Genomic DNA, 25401 nt, shown 5'->3' with positions numbered 1-25401 from the left:
GGGTATAAGTTTTCAATGTCTGATTAGAAATTCAGATACGGCACAACATACAACGCCGTATCTGTTTCTATTTGCCTGGTGTGGCGCTGGAGATAAATTATCTCCGGTAAATAAAAGTATTAAAAAGCTAAATCAGAATCCGAGTGATTTCGCATTTTCTGGTGTGACTTCCAGGATTTTATTAAAGCGGATCACGTGCTTATCCATATCCACATCAGCTTTGCCTAACCCGTCGATGCTCAGATCTTTATTCACTTCTTTACCCTGCAACATCTGGTCGGCGACCGTCACTAACGCGTAACCGGCATCTTTCGGATCCCACAGCAGCACTTTCTTAATATCACCGCGCATCAGGTATGGCGCAGCCTGAGCTGGCATGGCAATACCCACAACGGCGATTTTATTTTTTGCACGTTTTTGCTGAACGGCCTGACCGGCACCAATCGGGCCGAGTGAACCGAAACCAATAATCCCTTTCAGATCAGGGTAGGTTTTCATTAAATCGAGCGTTGTGGAGTAAGACTTATCAATATTTTCCGCGACCGGCAGGCGTGACGTGACTTCATGCATATCCGGGTATTTTTCTTTCTGATATTTAATCGCGGCATCGGCCCATGCGTTATGCAATGGCACGGTCAGCGAGCCGACATAAATCGCATAACCGCCTTTGCCGCCCATGTCTTTCGCCAGCTCGTCCATATTGGCTTCGGCGTATTTCTGGCTGTCGATGGTTTCGATATCCCACTGACCAATCTGCTGATCCGGCGATTCGTGCGTTAACACCACAATGCCCTGATCACGGGCTTTGTTAAGCACCGGTTCCAGCACTTTGGCGTCGTTCGGCACCACGATAATGGCGTCGACTTTTTTGGCGATCAAATCTTCAATCACTTTGACCTGCTGAGCGGGATCCGGCGTGGATGCGCCCACCTGATAGGCATTAACATCCAGTTTCTGTGCGGCTTCTTTTACGCCGACTTCCATACGTGTGAACCATGGAATACCGGTGACTTTGGCAACGACGGCTATGTCGTAAGGTTTGGCGGCAAATGACGGTGTTGTGAATAACATGCATGCTGAAACCACACATGCACTGACTAATGCGAGGTTAAATTTCATGTCTGTACCTTTTCTTATGATGTTCTGTTCTGGTGTAGGGAACGGCTGGTGGTTATTTATTCCACATTCAGAGATTAACTTAAGGGGAAAGCTTTTTTCGCGCAGCCGTAAACAGAATGTGATCAGCGCCCTAAAAAGTTAAATTTAATAACTTTTAATGTTAAATTAAAGTTAATAAAAACCATCAAGTTCACACCACAGAGAAATCGTGGGAGTGTTACCGATAACAATTTAACAAAATGAAATCTAAAATTTAACAAAATGAATACAACTTGCGTCAGAAATCGGGGGTTATCAGCAAGAAAAACCGTGAGATTTTTTTTATTTGCGCAGAGTGTGAAGAGGGTCACGGGGTTTTCATGCCCCAATATTGTGCGTCATTGCACCTTAATCAGGCATGGCGCTGCGCCTGAGCGCGGGCTTCACGCGCCGGATCACAATTCTGTATAAAACATCCCGGCGGAAATAAAAATATTTCCCTGCATACTCATTCTTCTGACCGCATTGCTGCACAAGGGGATTTTTTCTTTTATTCATTTTTTATGCAATAAAAGTGAATAATGGCAGGTATTAAGTGGTTGTTTTTTCTAGCTCTCACTTTTTTTATTCACTTTTTTCCTTTGCTGGCATGAAGAGTGCAATCTATGATGAGACTGAGTGAGATTATTTATTAACTTTTAAATAACAAATTAATAACTGTCATTTCTCGCCAGCGTGATTGCCCGCTAAATGTGCAAAAACATCGGAACCCGGTGCATTTCCCGTCTGTATGGGGGACGGGCGCGTGCACCCTGAAATCAGCTTATAAGAGGTTTATATGGAACACCAACAGCAGCCGCAAAACGTCAGCCGCCAGAACTTTGATGACTGGATGGTACCGGTTTATGCGCCGGCGGCATTTATTCCTGTGCGCGGCGAAGGATCCTGGCTGTGGGATCAGGCGGGCAAAGATTATGTCGATTTCGCCGGCGGCATTGCGGTGAATGCACTCGGACATGCGCACCCTGAAATTCGTAAAACCCTGCATGAGCAGGCGGATAAAGTCTGGCACCTGGGCAACGGTTACACCAATGAACCGGTGCTGCGGCTGGCAAAGCAACTGATCGACGCCACTTTTGCGGACAAAGTATTTTTCTGTAACTCCGGCGCAGAAGCCAACGAAGCGGCGCTGAAACTGGCCAGGCTTTACGGCAATAAAACCGGCGGTGAAAAAAACGAAATTATCGCCTTCAAAAACGCATTCCATGGCCGCACGCTCTTTACCGTCACTACCGGCGGTCAGCCGAAATATTCTGAAGATTTTGCCCCCTTGCCAGAGGCCATTACCCATCTGCCGTTTAACGATCTGGCAGCGGTGGCCAGCCAGATCTCTTCCCGCACCTGTGCGGTGATCGTTGAACCGATCCAGGGGGAAGGTGGCGTGGTGCCGGCAGAGGCGGAATTTCTGCAAGGCCTGCGTGAGTTGTGTGACAAACATCAGGCAGTGCTGATTTTCGATGAAGTGCAGACCGGCGTCGGACGCACCGGCGAATTGTATGCCTATCAGCATTATGGTGTCGTGCCGGATATTCTGACCAGTGCCAAAGCGCTGGGTGGCGGTTTCCCGATTGGTGCGATGCTGACCACTGACCGTTATGCCGCGTTATTCCAGCCGGGTACGCACGGCACCACTTACGGCGGTAACCCGCTGGCAACGGCGGTGGCGGGAAAAGTCTTTGCGCTGATTAACACGCGGGAGGTGTTGTCAGGTGTGCAAAAGCGTCATCAGTGGTTTGCCGATGGCCTTAAGCGCATCAACGATCGTTATCGGGTGTTCAGTGAGGTGCGCGGGCAGGGGCTGCTGTTAGGTGCAGTGATGAGCGAACGGTATAAAGATCAGGCCAAACAGCTCAATACGCTGGCGGCCGAAGAAGGACTGATCGCCCTGATTGCCGGGCCTAACGTACTGCGTTTTGCGCCATCACTGATTATTCCGGGTGCGGATATTGAAGAAGGGCTGAACCGGCTTGAGCGTGCCGTTGCGCGCCTGTGCGTGTGATTGTTTGGGATAAATGAGGTAAAGCATCATGATGTTGATTCGACCTGTGCGGCCCGGCGATCTCGCCGACATCCTGCAGTTGTCAGGCAAAACCGGCATCGGTTTAACGTCTTTGCCCAAGGATGAAGCGCATTTACGCGGGCGCATTGAGCGCTCAGTGGCGACCTGGGAAGGTCGCCTGGATAAAGCCGAGCAAGGTTATCTGTTCGTACTCGAAGACACTGAACAGAAAAAAGTGGTGGGCGTCAGCGCCATCGAAGTGGCGGTCGGGCTCAGTGAACCGTGGTACAACTTTCGCCTTGGCACGCTGGTGCATGCCTCCAAAAGCCTGAACATTTATAAACCGGTGCCGACGCTTTTTCTCAGTAATGATCACACCGGTTATACCGAACTTTGTACGTTGTTTCTCGACCCGGACTACCGCCACGGCAAAAACGGACAATTGTTATCGAAAGTCCGTTTTTTGTTCCTGGCGGCATTTCGTGAGCACTTCTCCCGCAAGGTGATTGCGGAGATGCGCGGTATGTCTGACGACAACGGTCATTCACCGTTCTGGGACAGCGTCGGACGGCATTTTTTTGGTATGGAATTCGCCGAAGCCGACCGTCTGACCGGTATGGGACAAAAATCCTTTATTGCCGAACTGATGCCAAAGCATCCTTTATATACCGAGTTGCTCAGTCACGAGGCGCGTGAGGTGATCGGCGAAGTGCATCCGCAAACCGCCCCGGCGCGTGCTGTGCTTGAAGGTGAAGGGCTTCGTTACGAAGGGTATGTGGATATTTTTGATGCCGGCCCGACGCTCGAAGGTGAAATCGATCAGTTACGCGCGGTAAAGGAAAGTTGTCTGCTGCCTGTCCGGCTGGCGGAACATCGCAGCGGGCGGGACGAGCCGCTGTATCTGGTCGCCAATGAGCAATATCAGAATTTCCGTGCCTTACTGGTGCCGGGCGGCGACTCGCCGCATTCTCTGACGCTTAATGGCCGCGAAGCTGACCTGCTCAGTCTGCGCGAGGGCGATACCCTGCGTGCCGTGGCGCTTTTCCCGGGTGATACCCCGGCTTCTGCAACCCAGTTTCTCAAAAAGGAAAGTCTCGCATGATGCAACCTGCACTTTTTATTCAGGGCCAGTGGCGCAGCGGACAAGGCGCGCAACTGAACAAAACTAATCCGGCCGATAATACATTGCTGTGGTCGGCGCTGAGCGCCAGTGCTGAAGATGTCGGGGCCGCCTGTACAGCCGCACGCACGGCATTCCCTGCATGGGCACGTAAAACCGTGACCCAACGTGCTGAGGTGATTAAGCGTTTCGCGGATTTACTGACGGAACACAAAACCCGGCTGGCGGAAATCATCAGTCAGGAAACCAGCAAACCGCGCTGGGAAACGCTGACAGAGATTCAGGCCATGATCGGCAAGGTCGCCATTTCACTGGAAGCCTGTCAGCAACGCACTGGCGAAAAACACACCGCAATGCCCGACGGTGAAGCCGTGCTGCGCCACCGTCCCCATGGCGTGCTGGCCGTTTTTGGTCCGTACAATTTCCCCGGCCATCTGCCGAACGGCCATATCGTTCCGGCTTTGTTGGCGGGTAATACGCTGGTGTTTAAACCGAGCGAACTGACGCCCAAAACCGCCGAAGAAACGGTGAAATTGTGGGAGCAAGCCGGATTGCCGGAAGGCGTTCTGAATCTGGTACAAGGCGGTCGCAGCACCGGTGAGGCGCTGGCAGCCTGCGATAATATCGACGGCCTGCTGTTTACCGGCAGCGCAGGTACCGGCTATCAGTTACACCGTCAGCTCGCCGGTCAGCCTGAAAAAATTCTGGCACTGGAAATGGGCGGCAATAATGCGCTGATTGTCGAGCCGGTAGAGGATATTGATGCAGCGGTTAATCTGACTATTCAGTCAGCATTTATTTCTGCCGGACAGCGTTGTACCTGTGCCCGCCGTCTGCTGGTGAAAGAGGGGGCGGCGGGTGATGCATTTATTGCGCGTTTGCTTGATGTCACCATGCAACTGCGGGTCGGGGGATGGGATGACACGCCGCAGCCGTTTATGGGGGGGGTGATTTCTGACGTTGCAGCACGCAATATGCTGAAAGCGCAGGACGGGCTGCTGGCGCTGGGCGGAAAGCCGCTGCTGTTGCTGACACGCCCGGACCCGCTGAATACGGTCCTGACGCCGGGCATTATCGATCTGACCGGCGTGGCCGGTATTCCTGATGAAGAATATTTCGGCCCGTTGCTGAGCATTTACCGTTACAGCGATTTTGATAATGCCATCGCCCTCGCCAACCGGACGCGTTTCGGGCTTGCCACCGGGCTTATCTCTGCTGATCGTGATCAGTTTGAGCAGCTATTGTTGGAAGCCAGAGCGGGCATTGTGAACTGGAATAAACCGCTGACCGGTGCATCAAGCAATGCGCCTTTTGGGGGGATCGGCGCTTCGGGTAACCATCGTCCTAGTGCGTATTATGCGGCGGATTATTGTGCCTGGCCGATGGCCTCGCTGGAAACGGACAAACTGGAACTCCCTGCGACGCTGTCGCCAGGTATTGATTTCCGTACAATCTGAGGAGACAGGAATGTCTGGATGTGAAGCAAATTTTGACGGATTAGTTGGCCCGACGCACCATTACGCCGGGTTGTCGTTTGGCAATGAAGCCTCGACTAAAAACCAGGATACGGTGGCGAATCCGCGTCTGGCGGCAAAACAGGGCTTGCTGAAAATGAAAGCGCTGGCTGACCTGGGTTTTGCGCAGGGCATTTTGCCACCCCACGAACGTCCGCATCTGAGCACGTTGCGAAAAATGGGCTTTGGTGGCAGCGATCGGGAGGTGCTGGCCAAAGCGCAGGCTTATTCGCCGCGTTTGCTGTCGTCACTGAGTTCGGCGTCTTCCATGTGGGTAGCCAATGCGGCCACGGTGTCGCCTTCAGCCGACAGCGCGGATGGGCGTGTGCATTTCACGGTCGCCAACCTGAACAATAAATTCCACCGGGCCATTGAGGCAGAAACCACGTCTGCCATTTTGCGCGCGACCTTTCATGCCGATAAATATTTTGCTCATCATGATGCGCTGCCGCAGGTGGCTGCGCTGGGGGATGAGGGCGCGGCGAATCACAACCGGTTATGTGGTGCGTACGATAAGCCTGGGGTGCAGGTGTTTGTTTACGGACGTGACGGGCTGGCGACCGGCGGGAACGAACCGGTGCGTTATCCGGCACGCCAGACCCGTTTAGCCAGTGACGCCGTGGCGCGTTTACATCAGCTGGATGAAAAACGCACGGTGTTTATTCAGCAAAATCCGCAAGCCATTGACAGCGGCGTTTTCCATAATGACGTCATTTCTGTCAGTAACGGTAACGTGCTTTTCCATCACGAGCAGGCGTTTGTCAATTCAGGCAAAGCGCTGGAGGAAATCCGCCGCAAAATGGCGGCGCTTGAGCTGGATTTCTGCCCGGTTGAAGTGCCGCAGTCGGAAGTATCTCTCGACGATGCGGTCGCGACCTATCTGTTTAACAGCCAGTTACTGACCAAATCCGACGGCAAAATGCTGCTGGTGGTGCCGGAAGAATCCCGCCAGCACACCGGCGTCTGGGCGTATCTTTCTGCACTGAAAGACAGCGGTGGTCCGGTCGATCAGCTTGAAGTGTTTGATCTGCGCGAAAGCATGCGCAACGGCGGTGGTCCGGCGTGTCTGCGTCTGCGTGTGGCGCTCAACCGCAACGAACTTAATGCCATCAATGTGGCTTCGCTGATGAACGACAACCAGTTCACGCGGCTTAATACCTGGGTGGATACGCATTATCGTGATCGGATGCAGGCTAAAGATCTGGCTGATCCGCAGCTTCTGACCGAAGTGCGCACTGCGCTCGACGAGCTGACGACTATTCTCGGGCTGGGTGCGATTTATCCGTTCCAGCGCTGAGCCATCACAGGAGTGAAGGTATGTTTGATTTACTGGCGACGACGCTGTCCGGCGACGCGGTGACTGAACCTGCAGGACAAACCGAAACGCTGGACTGGCAATGGCGCGGCGAAGGCATTCTTGAGCTTTCACCGCGTCAGCCCTGTCAGGCGGCGGTGGTGATTTCTGCCGGTATTCACGGTAATGAAACTGCGCCTGTTGAACTGCTTAATCAACTGGTCAGCGAACTGCTGTCAGGTGAAAGGTTGTTGCGGGTCCGGTTGCTGGTATTACTGGGCAATCCGCCGTCAATGCGTATCAATAAGCGGTTTACCGGCGCCGATATGAACCGTATGTTTGGCGGACGTCACGCGCGTTATACACCTGATAATGAAACCCGCCGGGCGCAGGAACTTGAACAGGTGATGGCATTGTTTTATCGCAGCGCCACCGCCGCAGGGACAACTGAGCGATTCCACTATGATTTGCACACGGCGATCCGTGGTTCAAAGCATGTGCGTTTCGGGTTATTGCCGTTACAGACGCGAGCGAAAAGCGCAGCGATGCTTGCGTGGCTCGACGCCGCCGGGCTGGATGCGCTGGTGCATCATCGTTCGCCCGGAGGGACATTCACGCACTTTAGCAGCGAGGTTTTTCAGGCCGACAGTTGCACGCTGGAACTAGGCAAAGCGCTGCCGTTTGGCAGTAACGATCACACGCAGTTCACCGGTATCCGCCGTGCGCTGGAAGCGCTGGTCAGCGGCGAACCGTTGCCCGCACGCGAAGCTGCCGCGCCGCTGGTGCATTACCGCGTGGTGCAGGATGTGATCCGCTCACAGGACGATTTTCAGCTGTTTATCCCGGCTGATGCGTTGAATTTTACGGCGTTCAGGCAGGGTTTTGTGATCGCAAAAGAAAGCGGCAAAACTTACAGGGTGGAAGCAGAGGAAGAAGTCGTGCTGTTCCCGAACCCGAACGTTGCGCTGGGGTTAAGGGCAGGGCTGATGCTGGTGAAAATGTGATGAGTAAAAGCAATGTAGTTGCCATTAAAACCCCACCCCAACCCTCCCCTTCGCAGGGGAGGGAGCCGCTCGAGTTTTTTTCCAGATGCGAAGAAATGGAACAGGTTTTCTTGCTTGTCCCATGCTAAATCTCGGGTGGGTTTTCTTGCGCATCCCCCTGCGAAGGGGGAGGCGGGGAGGAGGTATTAATAGCGGCACGAGAAGCTGAGGTGTGTGCAGGGAATGATGTTGCCTGCCAGCAAAACCGCCCAGGCATGCACCACCCCAAAAGAAAAAGGGTTCTGATTTTCATCAGAACCCTTTTTCTTTAATTTGGCGGTGAGAGAGGGGTTCGAACCCTCGATACGATTTCTCGTATACACACTTTCCAGGCGTGCTCCTTCAGCCACTCAGACACCTCACCGTGTTCGTTACAGCGCGAGCGTTGCAACGGGGCGCTACTATAGGGAGACAGCCGCGAAGGGTCAAGAAAATTTTCAGCGTTTTGTGTCAGGTGCTCAGAGTCTGTTCAGCGAAAATAATGCCGTGGTCGCCGGGTTTTTGAAGCGCCCGAAACAAAAAAGGCTCTGATTTTCATCAGAACCTTTTTTGTTTAATGTGGTGGAGAGAGAGGGGTTCGAACCCTCGATACGATTGCTCATATACACACTTTCCAGGCGTGCTCCTTCAGCCACTCAGACACCTCTCCAGTCGCCAGCTGCACCGCAGTGCTGCTGACCGGCGCTAATGTAGGGAAAAGTAGTCTCACCGTCAACTCTCTTTTACCGGTTCGATGCCATTTAAACAAACTTAGAACAATCTGATGATTTAAAGAACAAAAAATGCCTTAAGGATGTACAGCCGGGATCTGATGACGCACGGTGATTAAAATGACTTATCAAAATGCATAAATAAGTAGCGCTTCTGCATAGAAGCACAATTATCCCGCAAACACTTTTTGTTACCGCTAAATAGCAAGATATGTTGTGGTAATCATCTCCGGTAGCGGTATAACAATGCACTCTGAAAAAATGCTTCGCATAAGAACTGTACAGGTCACCATTTGAAGCAGCGTTTATTTATCACATAAAGACAGGGGGCATTCTTGAGTCAGCCAAATAACACGGTCGGATCGCAGCACCGGACCGCCATACCTGCCGGTGCGGGCACATTATTTTTTGTTCAGACGTTCGCAACGCTCGGCTTTGCTGTGCTGTATTCCACACTGGTACTTTATGCCACCAAAAAACTCGGCTTCAGTGAAGATAATGCCAACGCCATCATGGGCGTGTTCGGTGCCTTCAACTACGGGCTGCATATGTTCGGTGGCTACCTCGGCGGACGTTATCTTAGTAACCGCAATCTTTTCGTACTCGGCATGGTGTTGCAGGTCTTTGGCTGTGCGCTGATTGCGCTGGAAGGCGTGACCGGGTTGTACTGGGGATTAGCCATGTTCCTGACCGGCAGCGGACTGAATGTGACCTGCCTGAACATGATGCTGACCCAGCGGTTTGCGCCGGACGATGACCGCCGTGAATCGGCCTTCCTGTGGAATTATGCCGGGATGAACCTCGGCTTCTTTATTGGTTTTGCGGTCGCCGGTTATTTCCAGCTCAGCGAAAATTACCGCGCACTGTTTTTGTTCGCCACGTTAGGTAATGTCGCGGCAGTTGTGGTGACACTCTCCCGCTGGTCGATTCTGGCCGACATCAGCACGCCGCTGAAAGAAGCCAGCCGCAGCCAGTTGTTGCGCCGGATGGCGATCGGTATAGCCATTCTGATTGTGCTGGTTCCGGTTATCCGCATGTTGCTGACGCACGCAGAATTCAGCAGTTATTTTGTGGTCGCACTGGGTATGGTGATTTTCGCGCTGATGACGCTGGTGACATTCCGCCATCGTGATGCCGGTGAACGCCGCCGCATGAAGGCATATCTGCTGCTGGCACTCGGTTCGCTGGTTTTCTGGACCCTGTATCAGCTGGCTCCGATGGGGCTGATGCTGTTCTCTGAAAATAATATTAACCTGAATGTGTACGGTATCCGCGTGGCACCGCAGTGGATCCAGAACATTAATACTGTGGTTATCGTGATCGGCGGTCCGCTGATGGCACTGTGGTTCAACCGCCTGCGTCAGCGCGGCTGGAACATTGATATTCCTGCGCAATTCTCTGCCTCATTATTTTGCATGGGACTTGGGATGCTGGTGTTACCGCTGGGGATCCATCTGGCGGGCGGCGACGGTCTGGTGGCGTTTAAATGGATTGCGATCAGCTATCTGCTGCAAAGTATCGGTGAGTTACTGATTTCCCCGATCGGTTACGCAATGATTGGCAAACTGGCTCCGCCGCGTTATCAGGGCGTCATGATGGGTTGCTGGATGATGGTGACCGGTGTGGCGTCGGTGCTGGCGAGTTACATTTCCGGGCTGATGCCGCAAAACGCAGGCAGTACACCGGTACTGACAAATCCGGGCTACAGCCAGGTGTTTAACGTGCTGGGTTGGGGGGCTGTTATCACAGGTGTGGTACTGCTGGTACTTATCCCGCTGTTGCGCCGGATGATCCACCGCGAGCCGGCGGGCGCCTGATTTATTCGCAGTATCCGACAGTCGCTTCACAAGCCCCGAATTCCGGGGCTTGTTCTTTTTTACGTCACAGGGTTGCATCACGATGATATTCAGGGAAATCTATCTGCTCACAGGAGGCTTCCCCGATGAACATTATTTTTTACCACCCTACATCTGATGCAAAACCCTGGATTGACGGCATAACAAAAAGATTACCGCAGGCCAGTATCCGCGTGTGGAATGCTGATGATCATGACCCGGCGGATTACGCGCTGGTCTGGCGGCCGCCGAGCGCTATGCTTGCGTCCCGCACTATGCTGAAAGGCATTTTCGCACTGGGGGCTGGCGTTGACGCTATCCTAACGCAGGAACAGCGCCATCCGGGCACACTGCCAGCCGGTGTGCCATTGCTGCGCCTTGAAGATACCGGCATGTCTTTGCAGATGCAGGAATATGCGCTGGCGACGGTATTACGTTATTTTCGCCGGATGGATGAATATCAGCTGTTCCAGCAACAAAAGCAGTGGCACCCGCTTGCCCCGCATTCACGCAGTGAATTCACCATTGGTGTTCTCGGTGCCGGCGTGCTCGGCAGCAGCGTGGCGAAGGCACTCGTGGACATGCAGTTTACGGTACGCAGCTGGAGCCGCAGCGCCAAGTCACTGGAAGGTGTGGCGAGTTTCTATGGGGACGATCAACTGGCGGGGTTTGCCCGCGGCTGCAAAGTGCTGATCAATCTGTTGCCCAATACCCCGCATACCGCCGGTGTTCTCAATCATCAACTGTTCACAAATCTTTCGCATAATGCGTACCTGATTAACCTTGGCCGTGGCGGACATCTGGTGGAAGGTGATGTGTTACGCGCCCTCGACAGCGGCCAGATTGCGGCTGCCACGCTGGATGTCTTCATCGAAGAGCCGTTACCGGCCATGCACCCGTTCTGGTCGCATCCGCGTGTCAGCATTACGCCACACGTCGGTGCTGACACCTTGCCGGAGCAGGCGATGGACAGCATCGTGAGTAATATTCTGGCGATAGAAGCGGGGCGCGAGCCGACAGGCCGCGTCGATCCCGGTCGGGGTTACTGATATTCATCTGCTAACATGATAAATGCTGCGGTTATTTTTGCCGCAGCGGAAGATTTTCAAGGAGAGCACATGCCGTACCCGGTTGACTTACACATGCACACGGTTGCCAGCACACACGCCTACAGTACATTGCATGATTACATCGATGAAGCAGTACAAAAGGGCATCAGGCTGTTTGCCATCACCGATCATGGCCCTGATATGGCTGATGCGCCGCACTACTGGCATTTTATGAATATGCGGGTGTGGCCGCGTCTGGTGAATGGCATCGGCATTCTGCGCGGTATTGAATCGAACATTAAGAATATTCATGGCGATATCGATTGCACCGGCCCGATGCTCAAAGAAATTGACGTGATTATCGCCGGTTTCCATGAGCCGGTGATGCAGCCTGTCGATAAAGAAACCCATACCGCGGCGGTGATTGCGGCAATGGCGGGCGGTGAAGTGCATATTATTTCGCATCCGGGCAACCCGAAATACCCGATTGATATTCCGGCCGTGGCAGCCGCTGCCGCAAAATATAATGTGGCCCTGGAGCTGAATAATTCGTCGTTCATCCATTCGCGTGTGGGCAGTGAACCCAATTGCCGCGCCATTGCGCTGGCAGTAAAAGAAGCCGGTGGCTGGCTGGCGCTGGGGTCGGATTCGCATATCGCCTATTCGCTCGGTGGCTTTGAACATTGTGAACGTATTCTGCGCGAAATTGATTTTCCGCAAGACCGTATTCTTAACGTCAGCCCGCGTCGTTTCCTCGATTTTCTTGAGGCCCGTGGCCGTGCGCCCATTGCTGAATTAAGCGAACTGTGACATTGTCGCGGCCAACGTGCGGGTGATAAACCCTTTTCATTGTCTGATCAGGTTACTGTTATGAATGAATTTTCGATTGTCTGCCGCGTGCTGGGCACCTTATTTTATCGCCAGCCGCAGGATCCGTTACTGGTTCCGCTGTTTGGTCTGATTCAGGATGGGAAGCTGCGTGAACACTGGCCGCTGGAACAGGATGCGTTGCTGATCCGCTTACAGGAAAGTGCCAGTCCGGAAGCACTGGCCGCTGAATTTAACCGTCTGTTTGTCGGTTCAGAATGCGCAGTTTCGCCATTCCGCAGTGATTACGTTGAGGGCGCAAATGAAATGGATGTGCGCACATTCCTGCAACAGCGCGGAATGCCTTTAGGTGAAACACCTGCCGATCATTTTGGTGGCATGTTACTGGCCGCGTCCTGGCTGGAAGATCAGTCGCAGGAGGATGAAGTGGGTGCGCAAATCGCGCTGTTCGATGAATTGCTTTTCCCGTGGTGCGGTAAATTCCTCGGTAAAGTGGAAGCGCATGCGACCAGCGGTTTTTATCGTACCTTGTCTGAAATCAGCCGCGAAGCCTTGCAGGTCATGCGTGATGAATTGCAGGAACAGTTGCCACCCGATCTGGATGACGCTGAAGAAGACGATCAGTAACCCCTGGCGAAGAACATAAAAAACCCGGCGGTGGGTCATCACGCCGGGTTTTTTATGGTGACTCTTTAGCTGAAATTAATCAGTGAAGGGGATGACGAGTTGCCCCGGTTTCACTTCTATCCCTTTCGCCAGTTTCTTCGCCATCGCCTCGCCTTTACTGTGATCGCCATTAAGCACATAAGCCGGACGCTGGTTGAAATAGGTGTTCAGTGAATTGTTCAGGTATGGCATCAGACCTTTCATCACGTTATCCATTTTTTCAGGCTTGATGGTGTAATCCGTCACCTGCATATCCCGCAGGAAAATAGCGCCTTTTTCGCGGTCATAAGAAGGATTCGCTTTCAGGGTCAGGTGCATATCGGCTTTTTGCGGCCCGAACAGTGAGGAGATATCGACATGTGCATCCCCGGTCAGCGTCACGACGCCGGGTTCAGCGCGGCCGATCTGGCTGCTGAGATTGGTCAGCACCAGTTTGGCATCCACCAGGCCAGGAACACCCAACTGTTTTTCAAATTTGTTGTTTTTTTGCAGGTAATCATTCACCTGCTGCTCACTGATGGTGTACTGCGTCAGCTGATTACAGCCTGCCAGCAGGCTGGCGCAAATCAGTGCGGCGGCTCCTATAAATCGCTTTGTCATTCTTCCCTCATTACGTAAAAACTATTTTCTCAGCATGACCGCAATGCGGTATCGCGCCAATCAGACAACGCTGATTAGCCTAAGTGCTGAACGAGGGGAAGAAAAGGAAAAATAGCCGGAAGCGCACTTCCGGCTGCAAAGGCTTAACTTGCTAAGCGTGTTAATAAGTTAACCTGGGTCTGCTTGGCCATATTATCGCGATAGGCCTGAACCCGCGAAGGCCAGTCAATACCCTGAACGATCGACAGTGAACGCAGTAACGGCCACAGATTAATATCATCCTCGGAAAGCTCACCGTTCACGGCGTTAGGCTCAACGATCAGTTTGTCGAGTGCGCGCAGATCCTGACTGATTTTTTTCACCAGCCCCTCAGAATGCTGCAGATGCTCCTCAAAACTGCCGCTGGCGGCCTGCTTTTTATCGGAGAAATATTTACGTGCTGCCGGCGTGGAGAATTCTTCCAGCGGCGCGGCGGCAAAGCGTGGCAGTAGCAGACGGCCGGTATAGTCGGACACCTGCCGCAGCCAGGCGGCAATTGACGCATTCAGCGGCCCGGTCAGCAGGGGTTTACCGTCACTTTTGTCGATGTAGTGCACGATGTCCATACTCTCAGGCATGAAGCCGCCATCCTCTTTTTGCAGGATGGGCACCATTTTTTTACCGACCATTGATACGGGTGTTTTTTCATCATCATTGAGCAGCACCTTGAGCTCAACGGGGATGTTCTTCAAACCGAAAATCATGCGGGCTTTCACGCAGAAAGGGCAATGTTCGTAAATGTAAAGTCTCATAGTACTTAGCTCCTGTTATCGCCGGCGGTGACCTGTAGGGTGCATGAAAACTGCCGGATGTAGGTTCAGATTCTTCCCGATTTCCCGATATAGTAAAGCCAGTATGGTTACAGATGTCAGTGAGATCAAACCGCGCTGGCGAAAGCGCGGTGTGAATGACAGGGATCAGTTGCCGCTGAGCATGGCGGGTTCGATGCGGCGCAGGTTGAACTGCCAGTACAAACCGGTGAGGGTGATAAAGCCGACAACACCGAGTAATAACCACGGTAATTCGGGCAATTCGAGCGCACGGCCGGTGTCGTACATCCAGCCGCCACCGGTATAACCGATGACGCCGCCGAGAGCCAGCCCGAGACGGCTGAAGCCCATGTAGCTGCCACGCGCGCGGGCATCGGCCAGAGAGGCACCGAGGGTTTCACGGGCCGGTTCAGCAATGATGGAGCCGATGTAGAAAAAGCCAATCAGCAACAATAGCGGGTTGATTGAGGTGACCAGCCCGACCGGCAGCAGGCTCAGTGCCATGATCAGCAGACCGAACATCAGGCGCTGCTCAAGACGGAAACGTTTTTCACTCCAGCGGGCAATCGGATATAACAGCGTCAGCGACAGCACGGCTTCGATGGCGTACATCCATTTCACCGCTGACGGACTGCCTGCGACATCATTGACCGCAATCGGCAGCATCAGCATCACCTGAACAGTCAGCATGTAATAACCGGTGAGCGTGAGGACGTAGGCCAGAAAACGGCGGTCACGCAATACGCGCATCATGCCTTCGCGCATCGGCGTACGCAGGGTGGAAATGCGGTAAGCCGGTAACAGCCAGGCGTTGCAGGCAGCGGCCAGACAGAAGATTGCGGCTCCGGTCCAGCAAACGTAATGGAAATCATATTGCAGCAGCCAGCTGCCGATCAGGGCGCCAATAACGGCGCCTGCGCTGTCCTGCATCATCATCAGAGAAAAGAAACGGCTGCGTTCATGCGGACGGGTCAGTTTGATCACCAGCGCGGTGCGTGGTGGATCAAATAACGTGCCGCCAAGGCCGGAAAGAATACAGGAGCAGACCAGGATCCACGGTTGATCGGCCATCGCCATCGCGGCAAATCCTGCAGCACGCAATAACATGCCGCTGATAATCATGGGTTTCGCCCCGAACCGGTCAGCAATCGCCCCGCCAAAAATGCCTAATCCCTGTTGCGTAAGCTGACGAACGCCGAGCGCCAGACCAACGGCCATTGCTGCCCAGCCAAGCTGATCGACAAATCGGATCGAGATCAACGGAAAAACCACGAAAAAGCCTAAAATCACCAGCGCGTTGTCTAATAACAGAAAATACTTACCCAAGCTCCGAGCTTGTGATACCAGAGACATGCTTCACCATGAGCGATTATATGTATCCTGTCCGGCAGATACAGAAAGGAGAAAAGACCGTTCCAGTCTGAACCGGAAACAGGCATTTAGATAGGGCGCTATTGATAATATTTTTTTATCGTCAAGCCGCGTTCTGACTGGCAGAATTAGCGATGATCTGTCGTTTCCTATAAATTCTATTTATCGACCCATGCGGAATGTGGAGGGAAGGGATGTTTGGCTACAAATCTGCCGTGCCAAAGGTACGGCTTACCACTGACCGGATGGTCCTGCGCCTGGTTCATGATCGTGATGCACACCGGCTGGCTGAATACTACGCTGAGAACCGCGCGTTTCTGAAACCGTGGGAACCGGTCAGGGATGAAAGCCATTGTTATCCCTCAGGCTGGCAGGCGCGTCTGGGGCTGATTACCGAGATGCAAAAACAGGGCAGTGCATATTATTTTATTTTGCTCGACCCTGATGAAAATCGTGTCATGGGAGTGGCGAACTTCAGCAACGTGCTGCGCGGTTCTTTCCATGCCTGTTTCCTCGGGTATTCTCTTGGACAGGAGTGGCAAGGCAAAGGCCTGATGCATGAAGCGTTGCAGTCCCTGATCCGCTATATGCAACGCCAGCAAAAAATGCACCGCATCATGGCCAATTACATGCCGCACAATAAACGCAGTGGTCAGCTGCTCGAACGTCTCGGTTTTGAACGCGAAGGTTATGCCAAAGACTATCTGCTGATTGACGGCAAATGGCAGGATCACGTGCTGACAGCATTAACCTGGCACGAATGGACACCCCCGTCCCGATAAGGAGAGCACGATGAAACACGAACTCAGCGCCCGCGAGGCCCGTGTCGTGGGCTGTTTGCTGGAAAAACAACTCACTACGCCAGAACAGTATCCGATGACACTTAACGGCCTGACGACGGCCTGCAATCAGAAAACCAACCGCGAGCCGGTAATGGAACTGAGTGAAAGTGACGTTCAGCAAACGCTGGATTTACTGCTGCGTAAACATATCATCCGTACCCTGAGCGGCTCACGTACCATGAAGTATGAGCACCGCTTTTGTAATTCCGAATTCGGTAATCTTAAATTTTCTCCGCAGGAAGTGGCGGTTGTCACCACGCTGTTATTGCGTGGCGCGCAGACACCGGGCGAGCTGCGAACCCGCACTAACCGTCTGCATGATTTCTCAGACGTCGCTGAAGTTGAGCAAACGCTGACTGAACTGACAAACCGTGAAGACGGCCCGTTCTGCGTGCGTCTGGCGCGTGAACCGGGTAAGCGTGAAAGCCGTTATATGCATCTGTTCAGCGGAGAAGTCAGCAACGTGGCCAGCAGCGCCGAAGAACCGCCGTTCAGCGCTGCGCCGGAAAGCGCTGATCTCGCCGCGCGCGTGGAAACGCTGGAAGCCGACGTTGCGGAGCTGAAACAGCGTCTGGAAAATTTGTTGCAGCATCTGGCCGATTAATGAAAAGGAGCGTGCGGTGAGTAAATTACGTATCGGAGTGATCGGGCTGGGTGGTATCGCGCAAAAAGCATATCTGCCGGTGCTCAGTCATGCCCAAAACTGGACGCTGGTGGGCGGTTTTTCGCCCAATCAGCAAAAAGCACAGGCCGTTTGCGACAGTTACCGCATGGCGAATTTTTCGCGCATGGATGAACTGGCGGGGCAGTGTGATGCCGTTTTTGTGCACAGCAGTACCGCCAGCCACTTTGAGGTGGTTAGTCAACTGCTGGCGCAGGGTGTGCATGTGTATGTAGATAAACCGCTGGCCGCTGAACTTAAGCAGGCCGAGCAGCTAGTTGAACAGGCTGACAAAGTGGGCAAAACGCTGATGGTCGGCTTCAACCGCCGCTTTGCGCCGCTGTACCGCCAGTTAAAACAACAGATGCAAAATCCGGCGTCCGTGCGCATGGACAAACACCGGACCGACAGCGTCGGGCCAAATGACCTGCGTTTCACCTTGCTGGACGATTATCTGCACGTGGTGGATACCGCGCTGTGGCTTGCGGGTGGCAATGCCAGCCTGGAAAGCGGTCTGATTCAGATTAACGAAGCCAATCAGATGTTGTACGGCGAACATCATTTCCTCTGTGGCGAGACGCTGGTGACGACATCAATGCACCGCCGGGCAGGGACTTTCCGTGAGAGCGTGCAGGCAGTGGCTGACGGCGCAGTCTATCAGCTGGATAATATGCAAATCTGGCGGGAAGAACAGCAGGATATTCTCACACAACTGCCGGTACCGGGCTGGCAAAGTACGCTGGCGCAGCGCGGATTTGTCGGTGCTATTGAACACTTCGTGTCCTGCGTGAGTAACCAGACGACGCCGGAAACCAGCGGCGAGCAGGCAATTTATGCGCAGGCAATGATCGGCAAAATTCTGGATTCTTAACCTGAATTCTTAACAGGAAAACCGCGCGGGATGGCACGGTTAACACTCTATAACAACATAAAACAACTGCCGGTGGCTATTGTATGGCGGATGCGTAGACTAAGCGCATCTTTGAGCCATGCGGGTTCCTCTTTCACGTTGCTGATGCAGCCGTGATGGTTTAACTATTTGATATACATGTAAACCGGTAAACAAGAAAGCGACATGAATCTACTTAAATCTTTGGCAGCCGTCAGTTCTATGACGATGTTTTCACGTGTATTAGGTTTTGCCCGCGATGCCATTGTGGCTCGTGTATTTGGCGCCGGAATGGTCACCGACGCCTTTTTTGTGGCGTTTAAACTCCCGAATTTATTGCGCCGTATTTTTGCAGAAGGTGCATTCTCACAGGCCTTTGTGCCGATTCTGGCTGAGTACAAAACTCAGCAGGGCGAAGAGGCCACCCGCACCTTTATTGCCTATGTCTCGGGATTACTGACGCTGGTTCTGGCGATTGTCACCGTGTTGGGCATGATCGCAGCCCCTTGGGTGATTTATATCACTGCCCCGGGCTTTGTGGATTCTCCTGACAAATTTGCCCTCACCAGTTCGCTGCTGCGGATCACCTTCCCGTATATCCTGCTGATTTCCCTGGCATCCCTGGTCGGGGCGATACTGAACACCTGGAACCGATTTTCGATCCCGGCTTTTGCGCCGACCTTCCTGAACGTCAGCATGATCGGTTTTGCATTGTTTGCTGCGCCGTATTTCCACCCGCCGGTGCTGGCACTGGCCTGGGCTGTGGTGGCCGGGGGAGTGCTGCAACTGGGTTATCAGCTTCCGCATTTGAAGAAAATCGGCATGCTGGTATTGCCTCGTCTGAATCTGAAAGATGCCGGTGTGTGGCGTGTGATGCGTCAGATGGGGCCTGCTATCTTAGGTGTCTCTGTCAGCCAGATTTCACTGATTATCAATACCATCTTCGCATCGTTTCTGGTCTCCGGTTCTGTGTCATGGATGTATTACGCTGACCGTCTGATGGAGTTTCCTTCCGGTGTACTGGGCGTGGCGCTCGGCACTATTCTGCTGCCTTCACTGGCGCGAAGTTTCTCCAGCGGTAATCATGGTGAATATAATCGCCTGATGGACTGGGGCTTGCGTCTGTGTTTCCTGCTGGCGCTGCCAAGTTCTGTCGCGCTGGGTATTCTGGCTAAACCGCTTACGGTGGCATTATTCCAGTATGGCAAATTCAGCGCATTTGATGCTTCGATGACGCAACGTGCGCTGGTGGCCTATTCCGTCGGACTGATGGGACTGATCGTGGTGAAAGTGCTGGCACCGGGCTTTTATTCGCGTCAGGACATCAAAACACCGGTGAAAATTGCCATCATTACGTTACTGATGACGCAGGTCATGAACCTGGCCTTTATCGGGCCACTCAAACACGCGGGGCTTTCCCTGTCGATCGGGCTGGCCGCCTGTCTGAATGCCTCCCTGCTTTACTGGCAACTGCGTAAGCAGGATATCTTTCAGCCGCAGCCTGGCTGGAGAGTGTTCCTGATCAAGCTGATCGTGGCAGTGGTTGCGATGTCAGCCGCATTGCTCGGCATGATGTGGCTGATGCCTGCATGGGATGTGGGCGGAATGGCGTATCGTCTGGCACGTCTGGCGGCAGTGGTCGCTGTCGGGGTGGTTGCATACTTTGCGGTGCTTGGCCTGCTGGGCTTTAGGGTGAAAGAGTTTGCCCGCAAGCTGGACTGATTAACGCAGATTTCAGAAACACAAAAGGGCGCCTGAGCGCCCTTTTTTAATATCCACAGCCGTGAGTTACATACGTTCTACGGTTTCGATACCCAGCGTATCCAGACCGGTTTTCAGCGTGCGTTGTGTCAGCAGCGCCAGTTTCAGACGGCTGTTGCGACTGGTTTCATCTTCTGCATTCAGGATCGGGCAATGTTCGTAGAAGCTGGAGAACAGGCCTGCCACATCGTACAGATAGGCACACATGGTGTGCGGTGTGCCTTCACGGGCAACAACCGTCAGCACTTCTTCGAACTGCAACAAACGGGTTGCCAGCGCCGCTTCGCGTTCTTCGCTTAGCACAACCGGCCGGGTCAGGCTGTTTACGTCAATATCGGCACGTTTAAAGACAGACGCCACACGGGTATAAGCATATTGCATGTAAGGTGCCGTGTTGCCTTCAAACGCCAGCATGTTATCCCAGTCGAAGATGTAATCAGTGGTACGGCTTTTTGACAGGTCAGCATATTTGATGGCGCCGATACCGACGGCATTCACCAGTTTTTCCAGTTCAGCGGTGTCTTTCATTTCCGGATTCTTTTCCGTGATCAGCTTACGTGCGCGATCAATGGCTTCATCCAGCAAATCGGACAGCTTCACCGTGCCGCCTGAACGGGTCTTGAACGGCTTGCCGTCTTTACCCAGCATCATGCCGAACATGTGGTGTTCGAGTGCCACGGAATCCGGCACATAACCCGCTTTACGGGCGATGGTCCACGCCTGCATCAGGTGCTGATGTTGACGGGAGTCGATGTAATACAACACGCGATCAGCACCGAGAGTTTCGTAGCGGTATTTCGCGCAGGCGATATCGGTAGTGGTGTAGAGGTAGCCGCCATCTTTTTTACGGATGATGACGCCCATCGGATCGCCTTCTTTATTTTTATATTCATCCAGATAAACGACAACAGCCCCTTCGCTGTCGACGGCCAGACCTTTGGCCTGCAGGTCAGAAACGATGCCCGGCAGCATGCTGTTGTACAGGCTTTCACCCATCACATCGTCTTCGGTCAGGGTGACGTTCAGGCGATTGTAGGTGAGCTGGTTTTGCTTCATGGTTACGTCAACCAGTTTGCGCCACATCTGCAAACAATATTCATCGCCGCCTTGCAGCTTCACTACATAACCACGTGCGCGCTCAGCGAAGGCTGGGTCTTCATCGTAATTTTTCTTGGCCGCGCGGTAAAATTCTTCCAGATCCGCCAGATTCATATCACCGGCATTTTCGTTTTGCACTTTTTCCAGGTAGGCAATCAGCATGCCGAACTGTGTGCCCCAGTCGCCAACGTGGTTAGCGCGGATCACTTTATGGCCAAGGAATTCATTGGTGCGTACGGCAGCGTCACCGATAATGGTGGAGCGGATATGGCCAACGTGCATTTCTTTCGCTACGTTTGGCGCGGAATAGTCGATAACGATAGTTTGGGGTTCAACCGGTGCGATGCCCAGTTTTTCATCGCTCAGCGCGTGGTCTACCTGCGCGGCAACAAAAGCAGGATCCAGGAAGATATTGATAAAACCCGGTCCGGCAATTTCAACTTTGTTGGCAATCCCGCTCAGATCTAACAGTTCAACGACTTTCTCTGCCAGTTGTCGCGGTGGCATGCCGAGTTTTTTTGCCACGGACATAACACCATTAGCCTGATAGTCGCCAAACTGAGCTTTAGCGGACTGACGGACTTGCGCTTCGCTGTCGGCTGAGGCGCCTGCAGCGATCAGCGCCTGGCTGACTTTATCTGAAAGAAGTGACTGAATATTCACCGAAGTACCTTTATTTAGGAATGTGGTTGTTTGCTGTTCATCCCAATGCGGACGAACCTAAAATAATGCGTGTTTATATCATATTCGCCCTGCGACGTCAGTATCACCGCGCGTCCGGGCTGAGGAAAGCGCGATTGTGCGGCCTGTCTCTGGCAACCGGATGAAAGGCTGTGTAAATTACCCGACCCTGAAGATTCGTAAACTGAAACAAGATAGGATGGCCGCCATGAACCATGTGCCGGAGTTACAGGATTTAGCTGATGATTTACCGCGTTTTGTCGGCGTACTGACGGCGTTCGCCGCAAAGTTACATATCAATCTGAGCGAGTTTCACGCGGATCATATTTCAGTGCGTTGTCATCAGAACACCACGGCGGAACGCTGGAAAGCCGGGCTGGAACAGTGTGGCAGCCTGCTGAATGAAACCCTGATTAACGGACGGCCAATTTGTCTGTTCTCACTGAACGAACCTGTGCAGGTCGGGCCGCTGAGTATTGATCTGATCGAGTTGCCTTATCCCGGCGATAAACGTTATCCGCACGAAGGTTGGGAACATATTGAAATTGTCCTGCCGGGGGCTGAAGACGAATTATATACACGGGCGCTGGCGCTGATTGCCGATGAAGCGTTGATGACGCCCGGTGTTAAGCTGAAACAAAGTGCGCCAAAAGGGGAAAACGAGCGTTTGCCTAATCCGACGCTGGCAGTCACCGACGGATCTGTGACCATCAAATTTCACCCGCACAGCCTGCGGGCGATTGTCGCCAGCGAAAGGGATGAGGCTTAACGGTGCAGCGCCAGTAAGGCGGCATCCATGCGATCCAGCGCTTTTTCCAGTAATGCGCGCTGGCAGCCCAGATTGATACGTACGTAAGCCGGTGCGCCAAAATCGGCTCCGCCTGAGAAACCAACACCGGCTTCGACAAAGAAACGGTAAGGATCCTGCACCGGCAGTGCGCTGGCATCAATCCAGCCAAGGTAGGTGCCTTCCGGTGCCAGCATGCGTAAGCCCGGCATCGCGTTGATTCTGGTCGTCGCCAGTTCGCGGTTACCCCGCAGATAACTGAGCTGCGCGTTAAGCCATTCTTCGCCATCGCGATAAGCTGCGGTTGCCGCAACATACGCCAGAATGTTGACGTGCGGCATAATGCCTTTACTGGCTTCAAGGAATTTCCGGCGCAGTTCCGGGTCAGGGATAATCGCCATCGACGCGCCCAGACCGGCCAGGTTGAAAGTTTTGGACGGCGACATGAGCGTGATCGAACGCTGCTCAGCATCGGCATTGAGGGAAGCAAACGGGATATGTTTCAGGCCCGGCTCGAGGATCAGATCACAATGAATTTCATCCGAACATACCACCAGATCGTGACGTTGGGCGAAGGCCAGTTGTTCGAGTAATTCCTCGCGACGATACACTGTGCCACCGGGGTTATAGGGGTTGCAGAGCATCAGCAGCTTTTCGCTGCCATCGAGTACGTTTTCGGCACTGGAAAAATCGGCCACCCAGCGCTGTTGCTGTTCAGTTACATTAATGTATTTAAACTGACGGCCTTCAGACTGAGCCGCCTGCATAAATGGCGGATAAATGGGCATTGGCATCAGACTGGAATTTTGCTGTGCCACGGTGGCGCGAACGGCGACGTTTAATCCGCACACCAGACCCGGTAGCCAGACAATCCATTCGGGCTTAATTGTCCATTCGTAGCGATCCGCCAGACGTTTTACAACTAAATCAACCAGTTCCGGCGGTGTAAAACCATAACCGAAGACGCCTTCTGCAACGCGTTGCTGCAACTCTTTGATAACCTCTGGTGGTGAAGTAAAGTCGGTATCGGCCACCCAGAGCGGGATCACATCCTGATTATTGTATTTATTCCACTTAACGCTATCACTGTGACTGCGGTCTACCCATAAATCAAAATTGAGTGTCATAGTTAGCTTTCCTAAGCAAGCAGGTTGGGCGGGGATGCTCATCTCAAAGCCTACGCGACATGGCCGGTTACAGACAAGTGTTGTAGCATAATGCCGTAAACAGGAGAGATCACATGACTAAATTAGAAGTGTGTTGTTACAGCGTTGATTGTGCGTTGACAGCAGAACAGGCCGGGGCCGATCGTGTTGAATTGTGCGCCAGTCAGGCTGACGGCGGCATTACGCCGAGTTACGGCACTCTCCTTCTGGCGAGGGAAAAAGTGACCATCCCTGTACACCCGATTGTCCGTCCAAGGGGGGGTGACTTTTGCTACAGCCGAAGTGAATTTGAGGTGTTGAAAAGTGATATTGCCTGTATTCGCGATCTTGGTTATCCGGGGCTGGTTGTCGGCATGCTGGACGCGGAAGGGCACATAGATATGGCGAGAATGTGGGAAGTGATGGCGCTGTGCGGTGATATGGCCGTGACATTCCATCGTGCATTCGACATGTGTCTGAATCCGAAGATTGCACTGGAGCAATTGACTCAGTTAGGGGTGGCGCGCATTCTGACTTCCGGACAACAACAAAATGCCGAAGTCGGTTTACCGATGCTACGGGAACTGAATCAGCTAACGCGTGGTCCAATCATTATGGCTGGCGCGGGTGTGCGCCTGACGAATTTGCAGAAGTTCGTTGATATCGGGCTGAGCGAGTTACACAGCTCAGCAGGACGTCAGGTTAAATCCGCCATGCGCTACCGTAAAGCCGGTGTCACGATGAGCTCTGACACGGACTTTGATGAATTCAGTCGTTATTGCGTGGACGGCGATATTGTTGCCGCAATGAAAAGTACATTGCAGTTTGACGATGAAATATCCCGCACGGCGTGATAAATAAAAATTTAACCGGGTCACACGACCCTTATTGCGTCGCCCTGCGCAAGTACCAGGCCCCGTCATATTGGCGGGGCTTTTTTTATGCTCTTAAAAGCACTTGCAGAGGCGCTTTTTCTGACGGGCAAAACACTTCAGCCCCAGGTCAGCAGCGCCACACCGAACATTCCTGCTTTCACCACCAGGCACATCACAAAAAGACCTAAAACAATAACGGCGCGGTCCATGAGGAATCGAATTCTTCTGCGCATTGATTTCTCCACGAAATACTCGCGTACTGATAAATTGATCTGGACGAACTTATACACGAGATGCCAGGGATCAATCCAATGATAAAGCGTTAAAATGCGAAGCTTTACAAAGGGCTGTGGCAGACAGGGGGAGACTACTTCTCGTAAAAGTTTTTTATTTTTATCGCGACGTCAATATTTGCCCAGTGTAATTCGTTTTCCTGGTGCAGGCTGCTGCTGCCATCTTCCCAGGAAACGTAATACGACACGATGTTGTGCTCTGATTCAAAGGTATTCATCACGGTGCCTTTGATATCACCTGATACGTGTTTAACGATGCTGCCTTTTGGGAACTTCATACTTCCTCCCGTAACGCGAAAGACGATCTTTGTCATCACAACCGATAGCCTTCTGAAAGGTTAGACCTTTTTACTGCAGGATGTACAGCGTAACG

At 53.0% G+C, this 25401-nt stretch carries 22 protein-coding genes and 2 tRNA genes; 15 read left to right on the top strand and 9 right to left on the bottom strand.

Going from position 1 to position 25401, the window contains the following annotated elements:
• Nucleotides 1-132: 132 nt before the first annotated feature.
• Entirely contained in the window at nt 133-1119 is a 987-nt protein-coding gene (locus tag ACOZIO_RS05385; protein WP_421595048.1) for an autoinducer 2 ABC transporter substrate-binding protein, read from the bottom strand.
• Between the two features lie 817 nt (nt 1120-1936).
• On the opposite strand from ACOZIO_RS05385, the gene ACOZIO_RS05380 reads away from it, so the two are divergent.
• Genes ACOZIO_RS05380 through astE form a run of 5 tightly spaced genes read left to right on the top strand, consistent with a single transcriptional unit; the run spans nt 1937 to nt 8089 of the window.
• Entirely contained in the window at nt 1937-3157 is a 1221-nt protein-coding gene (locus tag ACOZIO_RS05380) for an aspartate aminotransferase family protein (protein ID WP_421595046.1), read from the top strand.
• Nucleotides 3158-3185: 28 nt separating this feature from the next.
• Nucleotides 3186-4259: an arginine N-succinyltransferase gene (gene astA / locus ACOZIO_RS05375; protein WP_129952625.1), complete on the top strand. Its 1074-nt coding sequence runs from the start codon at nt 3186-3188 to the stop codon at nt 4257-4259.
• A complete protein-coding gene (astD, locus tag ACOZIO_RS05370) occupies nt 4256-5734 on the top strand; it encodes a succinylglutamate-semialdehyde dehydrogenase (protein WP_129952626.1) in 1479 nt (492 codons plus the stop codon). The genes astA and astD overlap by 4 nt, the downstream gene beginning before the upstream one ends.
• A gap of 10 nt (nt 5735-5744) precedes the next feature.
• Nucleotides 5745-7088 carry an N-succinylarginine dihydrolase gene (gene astB, locus ACOZIO_RS05365; RefSeq protein WP_129991896.1) on the top strand — a complete coding sequence of 448 codons (1344 nt, stop codon included), beginning with the start codon at nt 5745-5747 and terminating at the stop codon, nt 7086-7088.
• 20 nt (nt 7089-7108) lie between these two features.
• Nucleotides 7109-8089 (top strand): succinylglutamate desuccinylase, encoded by a 981-nt coding sequence (gene astE / locus ACOZIO_RS05360; RefSeq protein ID WP_421595044.1) that lies wholly within the window; start codon nt 7109-7111, stop codon nt 8087-8089.
• A 313-nt stretch (nt 8090-8402) separates the two neighbouring features.
• On the opposite strand, the gene ACOZIO_RS05355 is transcribed toward astE, so the two are convergent.
• Together ACOZIO_RS05355 and ACOZIO_RS05350 are read right to left on the bottom strand one after the other, a co-directional pair.
• Nucleotides 8403-8492 (bottom strand) — tRNA-Ser (locus ACOZIO_RS05355).
• A gap of 195 nt (nt 8493-8687) precedes the next feature.
• Nucleotides 8688-8777, bottom strand: a tRNA-Ser gene (locus tag ACOZIO_RS05350).
• Between the two features lie 396 nt (nt 8778-9173).
• Between ACOZIO_RS05350 and ACOZIO_RS05345 the strand changes: the two genes are divergently transcribed.
• From ACOZIO_RS05345 to ACOZIO_RS05330, 4 genes are all read left to right on the top strand, one after another.
• On the top strand, nt 9174-10655 hold the full coding sequence (locus ACOZIO_RS05345) for a peptide MFS transporter (RefSeq protein WP_421595042.1): 1482 nt from the start codon (nt 9174-9176) through the stop codon (nt 10653-10655).
• 125 nt (nt 10656-10780) lie between these two features.
• Complete coding sequence (ghrA, locus tag ACOZIO_RS05340) at nt 10781-11722, top strand: glyoxylate/hydroxypyruvate reductase GhrA (protein ID WP_129952630.1); 942 nt, start codon at nt 10781-10783, stop codon at nt 11720-11722.
• Between the two features lie 69 nt (nt 11723-11791).
• The gene (locus tag ACOZIO_RS05335; RefSeq protein ID WP_129952631.1) at nt 11792-12532 is read left to right on the top strand and encodes a phosphatase; all 741 of its coding nucleotides are present in this window, start codon (nt 11792-11794) and stop codon (nt 12530-12532) included.
• Nucleotides 12533-12592: 60 nt separating this feature from the next.
• Nucleotides 12593-13177: a TorD/DmsD family molecular chaperone gene (locus ACOZIO_RS05330; protein ID WP_129952632.1), complete on the top strand. Its 585-nt coding sequence runs from the start codon at nt 12593-12595 to the stop codon at nt 13175-13177.
• 75 nt (nt 13178-13252) lie between these two features.
• Here ACOZIO_RS05330 and ACOZIO_RS05325 read toward each other — a convergent pair whose 3' ends face one another.
• The 3 genes from ACOZIO_RS05325 to mdtH form a co-directional block, all read right to left on the bottom strand.
• Nucleotides 13253-13816: a lipoprotein gene (locus ACOZIO_RS05325; RefSeq protein ID WP_129952633.1), complete on the bottom strand. Its 564-nt coding sequence runs from the start codon at nt 13814-13816 to the stop codon at nt 13253-13255.
• A gap of 143 nt (nt 13817-13959) precedes the next feature.
• The gene (gene grxB / locus ACOZIO_RS05320; protein ID WP_421595041.1) at nt 13960-14607 is read right to left on the bottom strand and encodes a glutaredoxin 2; all 648 of its coding nucleotides are present in this window, start codon (nt 14605-14607) and stop codon (nt 13960-13962) included.
• A gap of 165 nt (nt 14608-14772) precedes the next feature.
• Nucleotides 14773-15978: a multidrug efflux MFS transporter MdtH gene (gene mdtH / locus ACOZIO_RS05315; protein ID WP_129952635.1), complete on the bottom strand. Its 1206-nt coding sequence runs from the start codon at nt 15976-15978 to the stop codon at nt 14773-14775.
• Nucleotides 15979-16190: 212 nt separating this feature from the next.
• Between mdtH and rimJ the strand changes: the two genes are divergently transcribed.
• The 4 genes from rimJ to murJ all read left to right on the top strand — a co-directional run bounded on the left by rimJ (nt 16191) and on the right by murJ (nt 20110).
• Nucleotides 16191-16778 (top strand): ribosomal protein S5-alanine N-acetyltransferase, encoded by a 588-nt coding sequence (gene rimJ, locus ACOZIO_RS05310; RefSeq protein WP_421595040.1) that lies wholly within the window; start codon nt 16191-16193, stop codon nt 16776-16778.
• 10 nt (nt 16779-16788) lie between these two features.
• A complete protein-coding gene (locus ACOZIO_RS05305) occupies nt 16789-17442 on the top strand; it encodes a YceH family protein (protein WP_129952637.1) in 654 nt (217 codons plus the stop codon).
• Nucleotides 17443-17458: 16 nt separating this feature from the next.
• Entirely contained in the window at nt 17459-18370 is a 912-nt protein-coding gene (locus ACOZIO_RS05300) for a Gfo/Idh/MocA family protein (protein WP_217158343.1), read from the top strand.
• A 204-nt stretch (nt 18371-18574) separates the two neighbouring features.
• The gene (gene murJ / locus ACOZIO_RS05295) at nt 18575-20110 is read left to right on the top strand and encodes a murein biosynthesis integral membrane protein MurJ (RefSeq protein ID WP_129952639.1); all 1536 of its coding nucleotides are present in this window, start codon (nt 18575-18577) and stop codon (nt 20108-20110) included.
• A 66-nt stretch (nt 20111-20176) separates the two neighbouring features.
• On the opposite strand, the gene argS is transcribed toward murJ, so the two are convergent.
• Nucleotides 20177-21910, bottom strand: coding sequence for an arginine--tRNA ligase (gene argS, locus ACOZIO_RS05290; RefSeq protein ID WP_129952640.1), 1734 nt, complete (start codon nt 21908-21910; stop codon nt 20177-20179).
• Nucleotides 21911-22127: 217 nt separating this feature from the next.
• On the opposite strand from argS, the gene ACOZIO_RS05285 reads away from it, so the two are divergent.
• Nucleotides 22128-22697, top strand: coding sequence for a VOC family protein (locus tag ACOZIO_RS05285; RefSeq protein ID WP_165385190.1), 570 nt, complete (start codon nt 22128-22130; stop codon nt 22695-22697).
• Here ACOZIO_RS05285 and ACOZIO_RS05280 read toward each other — a convergent pair.
• Nucleotides 22694-23842: a MalY/PatB family protein gene (locus ACOZIO_RS05280; RefSeq protein WP_421595039.1), complete on the bottom strand. Its 1149-nt coding sequence runs from the start codon at nt 23840-23842 to the stop codon at nt 22694-22696. The genes ACOZIO_RS05285 and ACOZIO_RS05280 overlap by 4 nt on opposite strands.
• Before the next feature lie 113 nt (nt 23843-23955).
• Between ACOZIO_RS05280 and cutC the strand changes: the two genes are divergently transcribed.
• The gene (gene cutC, locus ACOZIO_RS05275) at nt 23956-24714 is read left to right on the top strand and encodes a copper homeostasis protein CutC (RefSeq protein WP_129952642.1); all 759 of its coding nucleotides are present in this window, start codon (nt 23956-23958) and stop codon (nt 24712-24714) included.
• Nucleotides 24715-25102: 388 nt separating this feature from the next.
• Here the strand turns inward: cutC and ACOZIO_RS05270 are convergent, their stop codons facing one another.
• A complete protein-coding gene (locus tag ACOZIO_RS05270; RefSeq protein WP_129952643.1) occupies nt 25103-25306 on the bottom strand; it encodes a hypothetical protein in 204 nt (67 codons plus the stop codon).
• Between the last annotated feature and the right edge of the window lie 95 nt (nt 25307-25401).

The sequence above is a fragment of the Rahnella sp. PD4 genome, from assembly GCF_049199325.1.
Taxonomy (GTDB): Bacteria; Pseudomonadota; Gammaproteobacteria; order Enterobacterales; family Enterobacteriaceae; genus Rahnella; species Rahnella perminowiae.
The sequence above is the reverse complement of the archived record's forward strand: the minus strand, read 5'-3'. Positions and strand labels throughout refer to the sequence as shown.

Coding starts and splice junctions, on each gene's coding strand:
- ACOZIO_RS05385 (WP_421595048.1), bottom strand. CDS start 1,119: ATGAAATTTAACCTCGCATTAGTCAGTGCATGTGTGGTTTCAGCATGC.
- ACOZIO_RS05380 (WP_421595046.1), top strand. CDS start 1,937: ATGGAACACCAACAGCAGCCGCAAAACGTCAGCCGCCAGAACTTTGAT.
- astA (WP_129952625.1), top strand. CDS start 3,186: ATGATGTTGATTCGACCTGTGCGGCCCGGCGATCTCGCCGACATCCTG.
- astD (WP_129952626.1), top strand. CDS start 4,256: ATGATGCAACCTGCACTTTTTATTCAGGGCCAGTGGCGCAGCGGACAA.
- astB (WP_129991896.1), top strand. CDS start 5,745: ATGTCTGGATGTGAAGCAAATTTTGACGGATTAGTTGGCCCGACGCAC.
- astE (WP_421595044.1), top strand. CDS start 7,109: ATGTTTGATTTACTGGCGACGACGCTGTCCGGCGACGCGGTGACTGAA.
- ghrA (WP_129952630.1), top strand. CDS start 10,781: ATGAACATTATTTTTTACCACCCTACATCTGATGCAAAACCCTGGATT.
- ACOZIO_RS05335 (WP_129952631.1), top strand. CDS start 11,792: ATGCCGTACCCGGTTGACTTACACATGCACACGGTTGCCAGCACACAC.
- ACOZIO_RS05330 (WP_129952632.1), top strand. CDS start 12,593: ATGAATGAATTTTCGATTGTCTGCCGCGTGCTGGGCACCTTATTTTAT.
- ACOZIO_RS05325 (WP_129952633.1), bottom strand. CDS start 13,816: ATGACAAAGCGATTTATAGGAGCCGCCGCACTGATTTGCGCCAGCCTG.
- grxB (WP_421595041.1), bottom strand. CDS start 14,607: ATGAGACTTTACATTTACGAACATTGCCCTTTCTGCGTGAAAGCCCGC.
- mdtH (WP_129952635.1), bottom strand. CDS start 15,978: ATGTCTCTGGTATCACAAGCTCGGAGCTTGGGTAAGTATTTTCTGTTA.
- rimJ (WP_421595040.1), top strand. CDS start 16,191: ATGTTTGGCTACAAATCTGCCGTGCCAAAGGTACGGCTTACCACTGAC.
- ACOZIO_RS05305 (WP_129952637.1), top strand. CDS start 16,789: ATGAAACACGAACTCAGCGCCCGCGAGGCCCGTGTCGTGGGCTGTTTG.
- murJ (WP_129952639.1), top strand. CDS start 18,575: ATGAATCTACTTAAATCTTTGGCAGCCGTCAGTTCTATGACGATGTTT.
- ACOZIO_RS05285 (WP_165385190.1), top strand. CDS start 22,128: ATGGCCGCCATGAACCATGTGCCGGAGTTACAGGATTTAGCTGATGAT.
- ACOZIO_RS05280 (WP_421595039.1), bottom strand. CDS start 23,842: ATGACACTCAATTTTGATTTATGGGTAGACCGCAGTCACAGTGATAGC.
- cutC (WP_129952642.1), top strand. CDS start 23,956: ATGACTAAATTAGAAGTGTGTTGTTACAGCGTTGATTGTGCGTTGACA.
- ACOZIO_RS05270 (WP_129952643.1), bottom strand. CDS start 25,306: ATGAAGTTCCCAAAAGGCAGCATCGTTAAACACGTATCAGGTGATATC.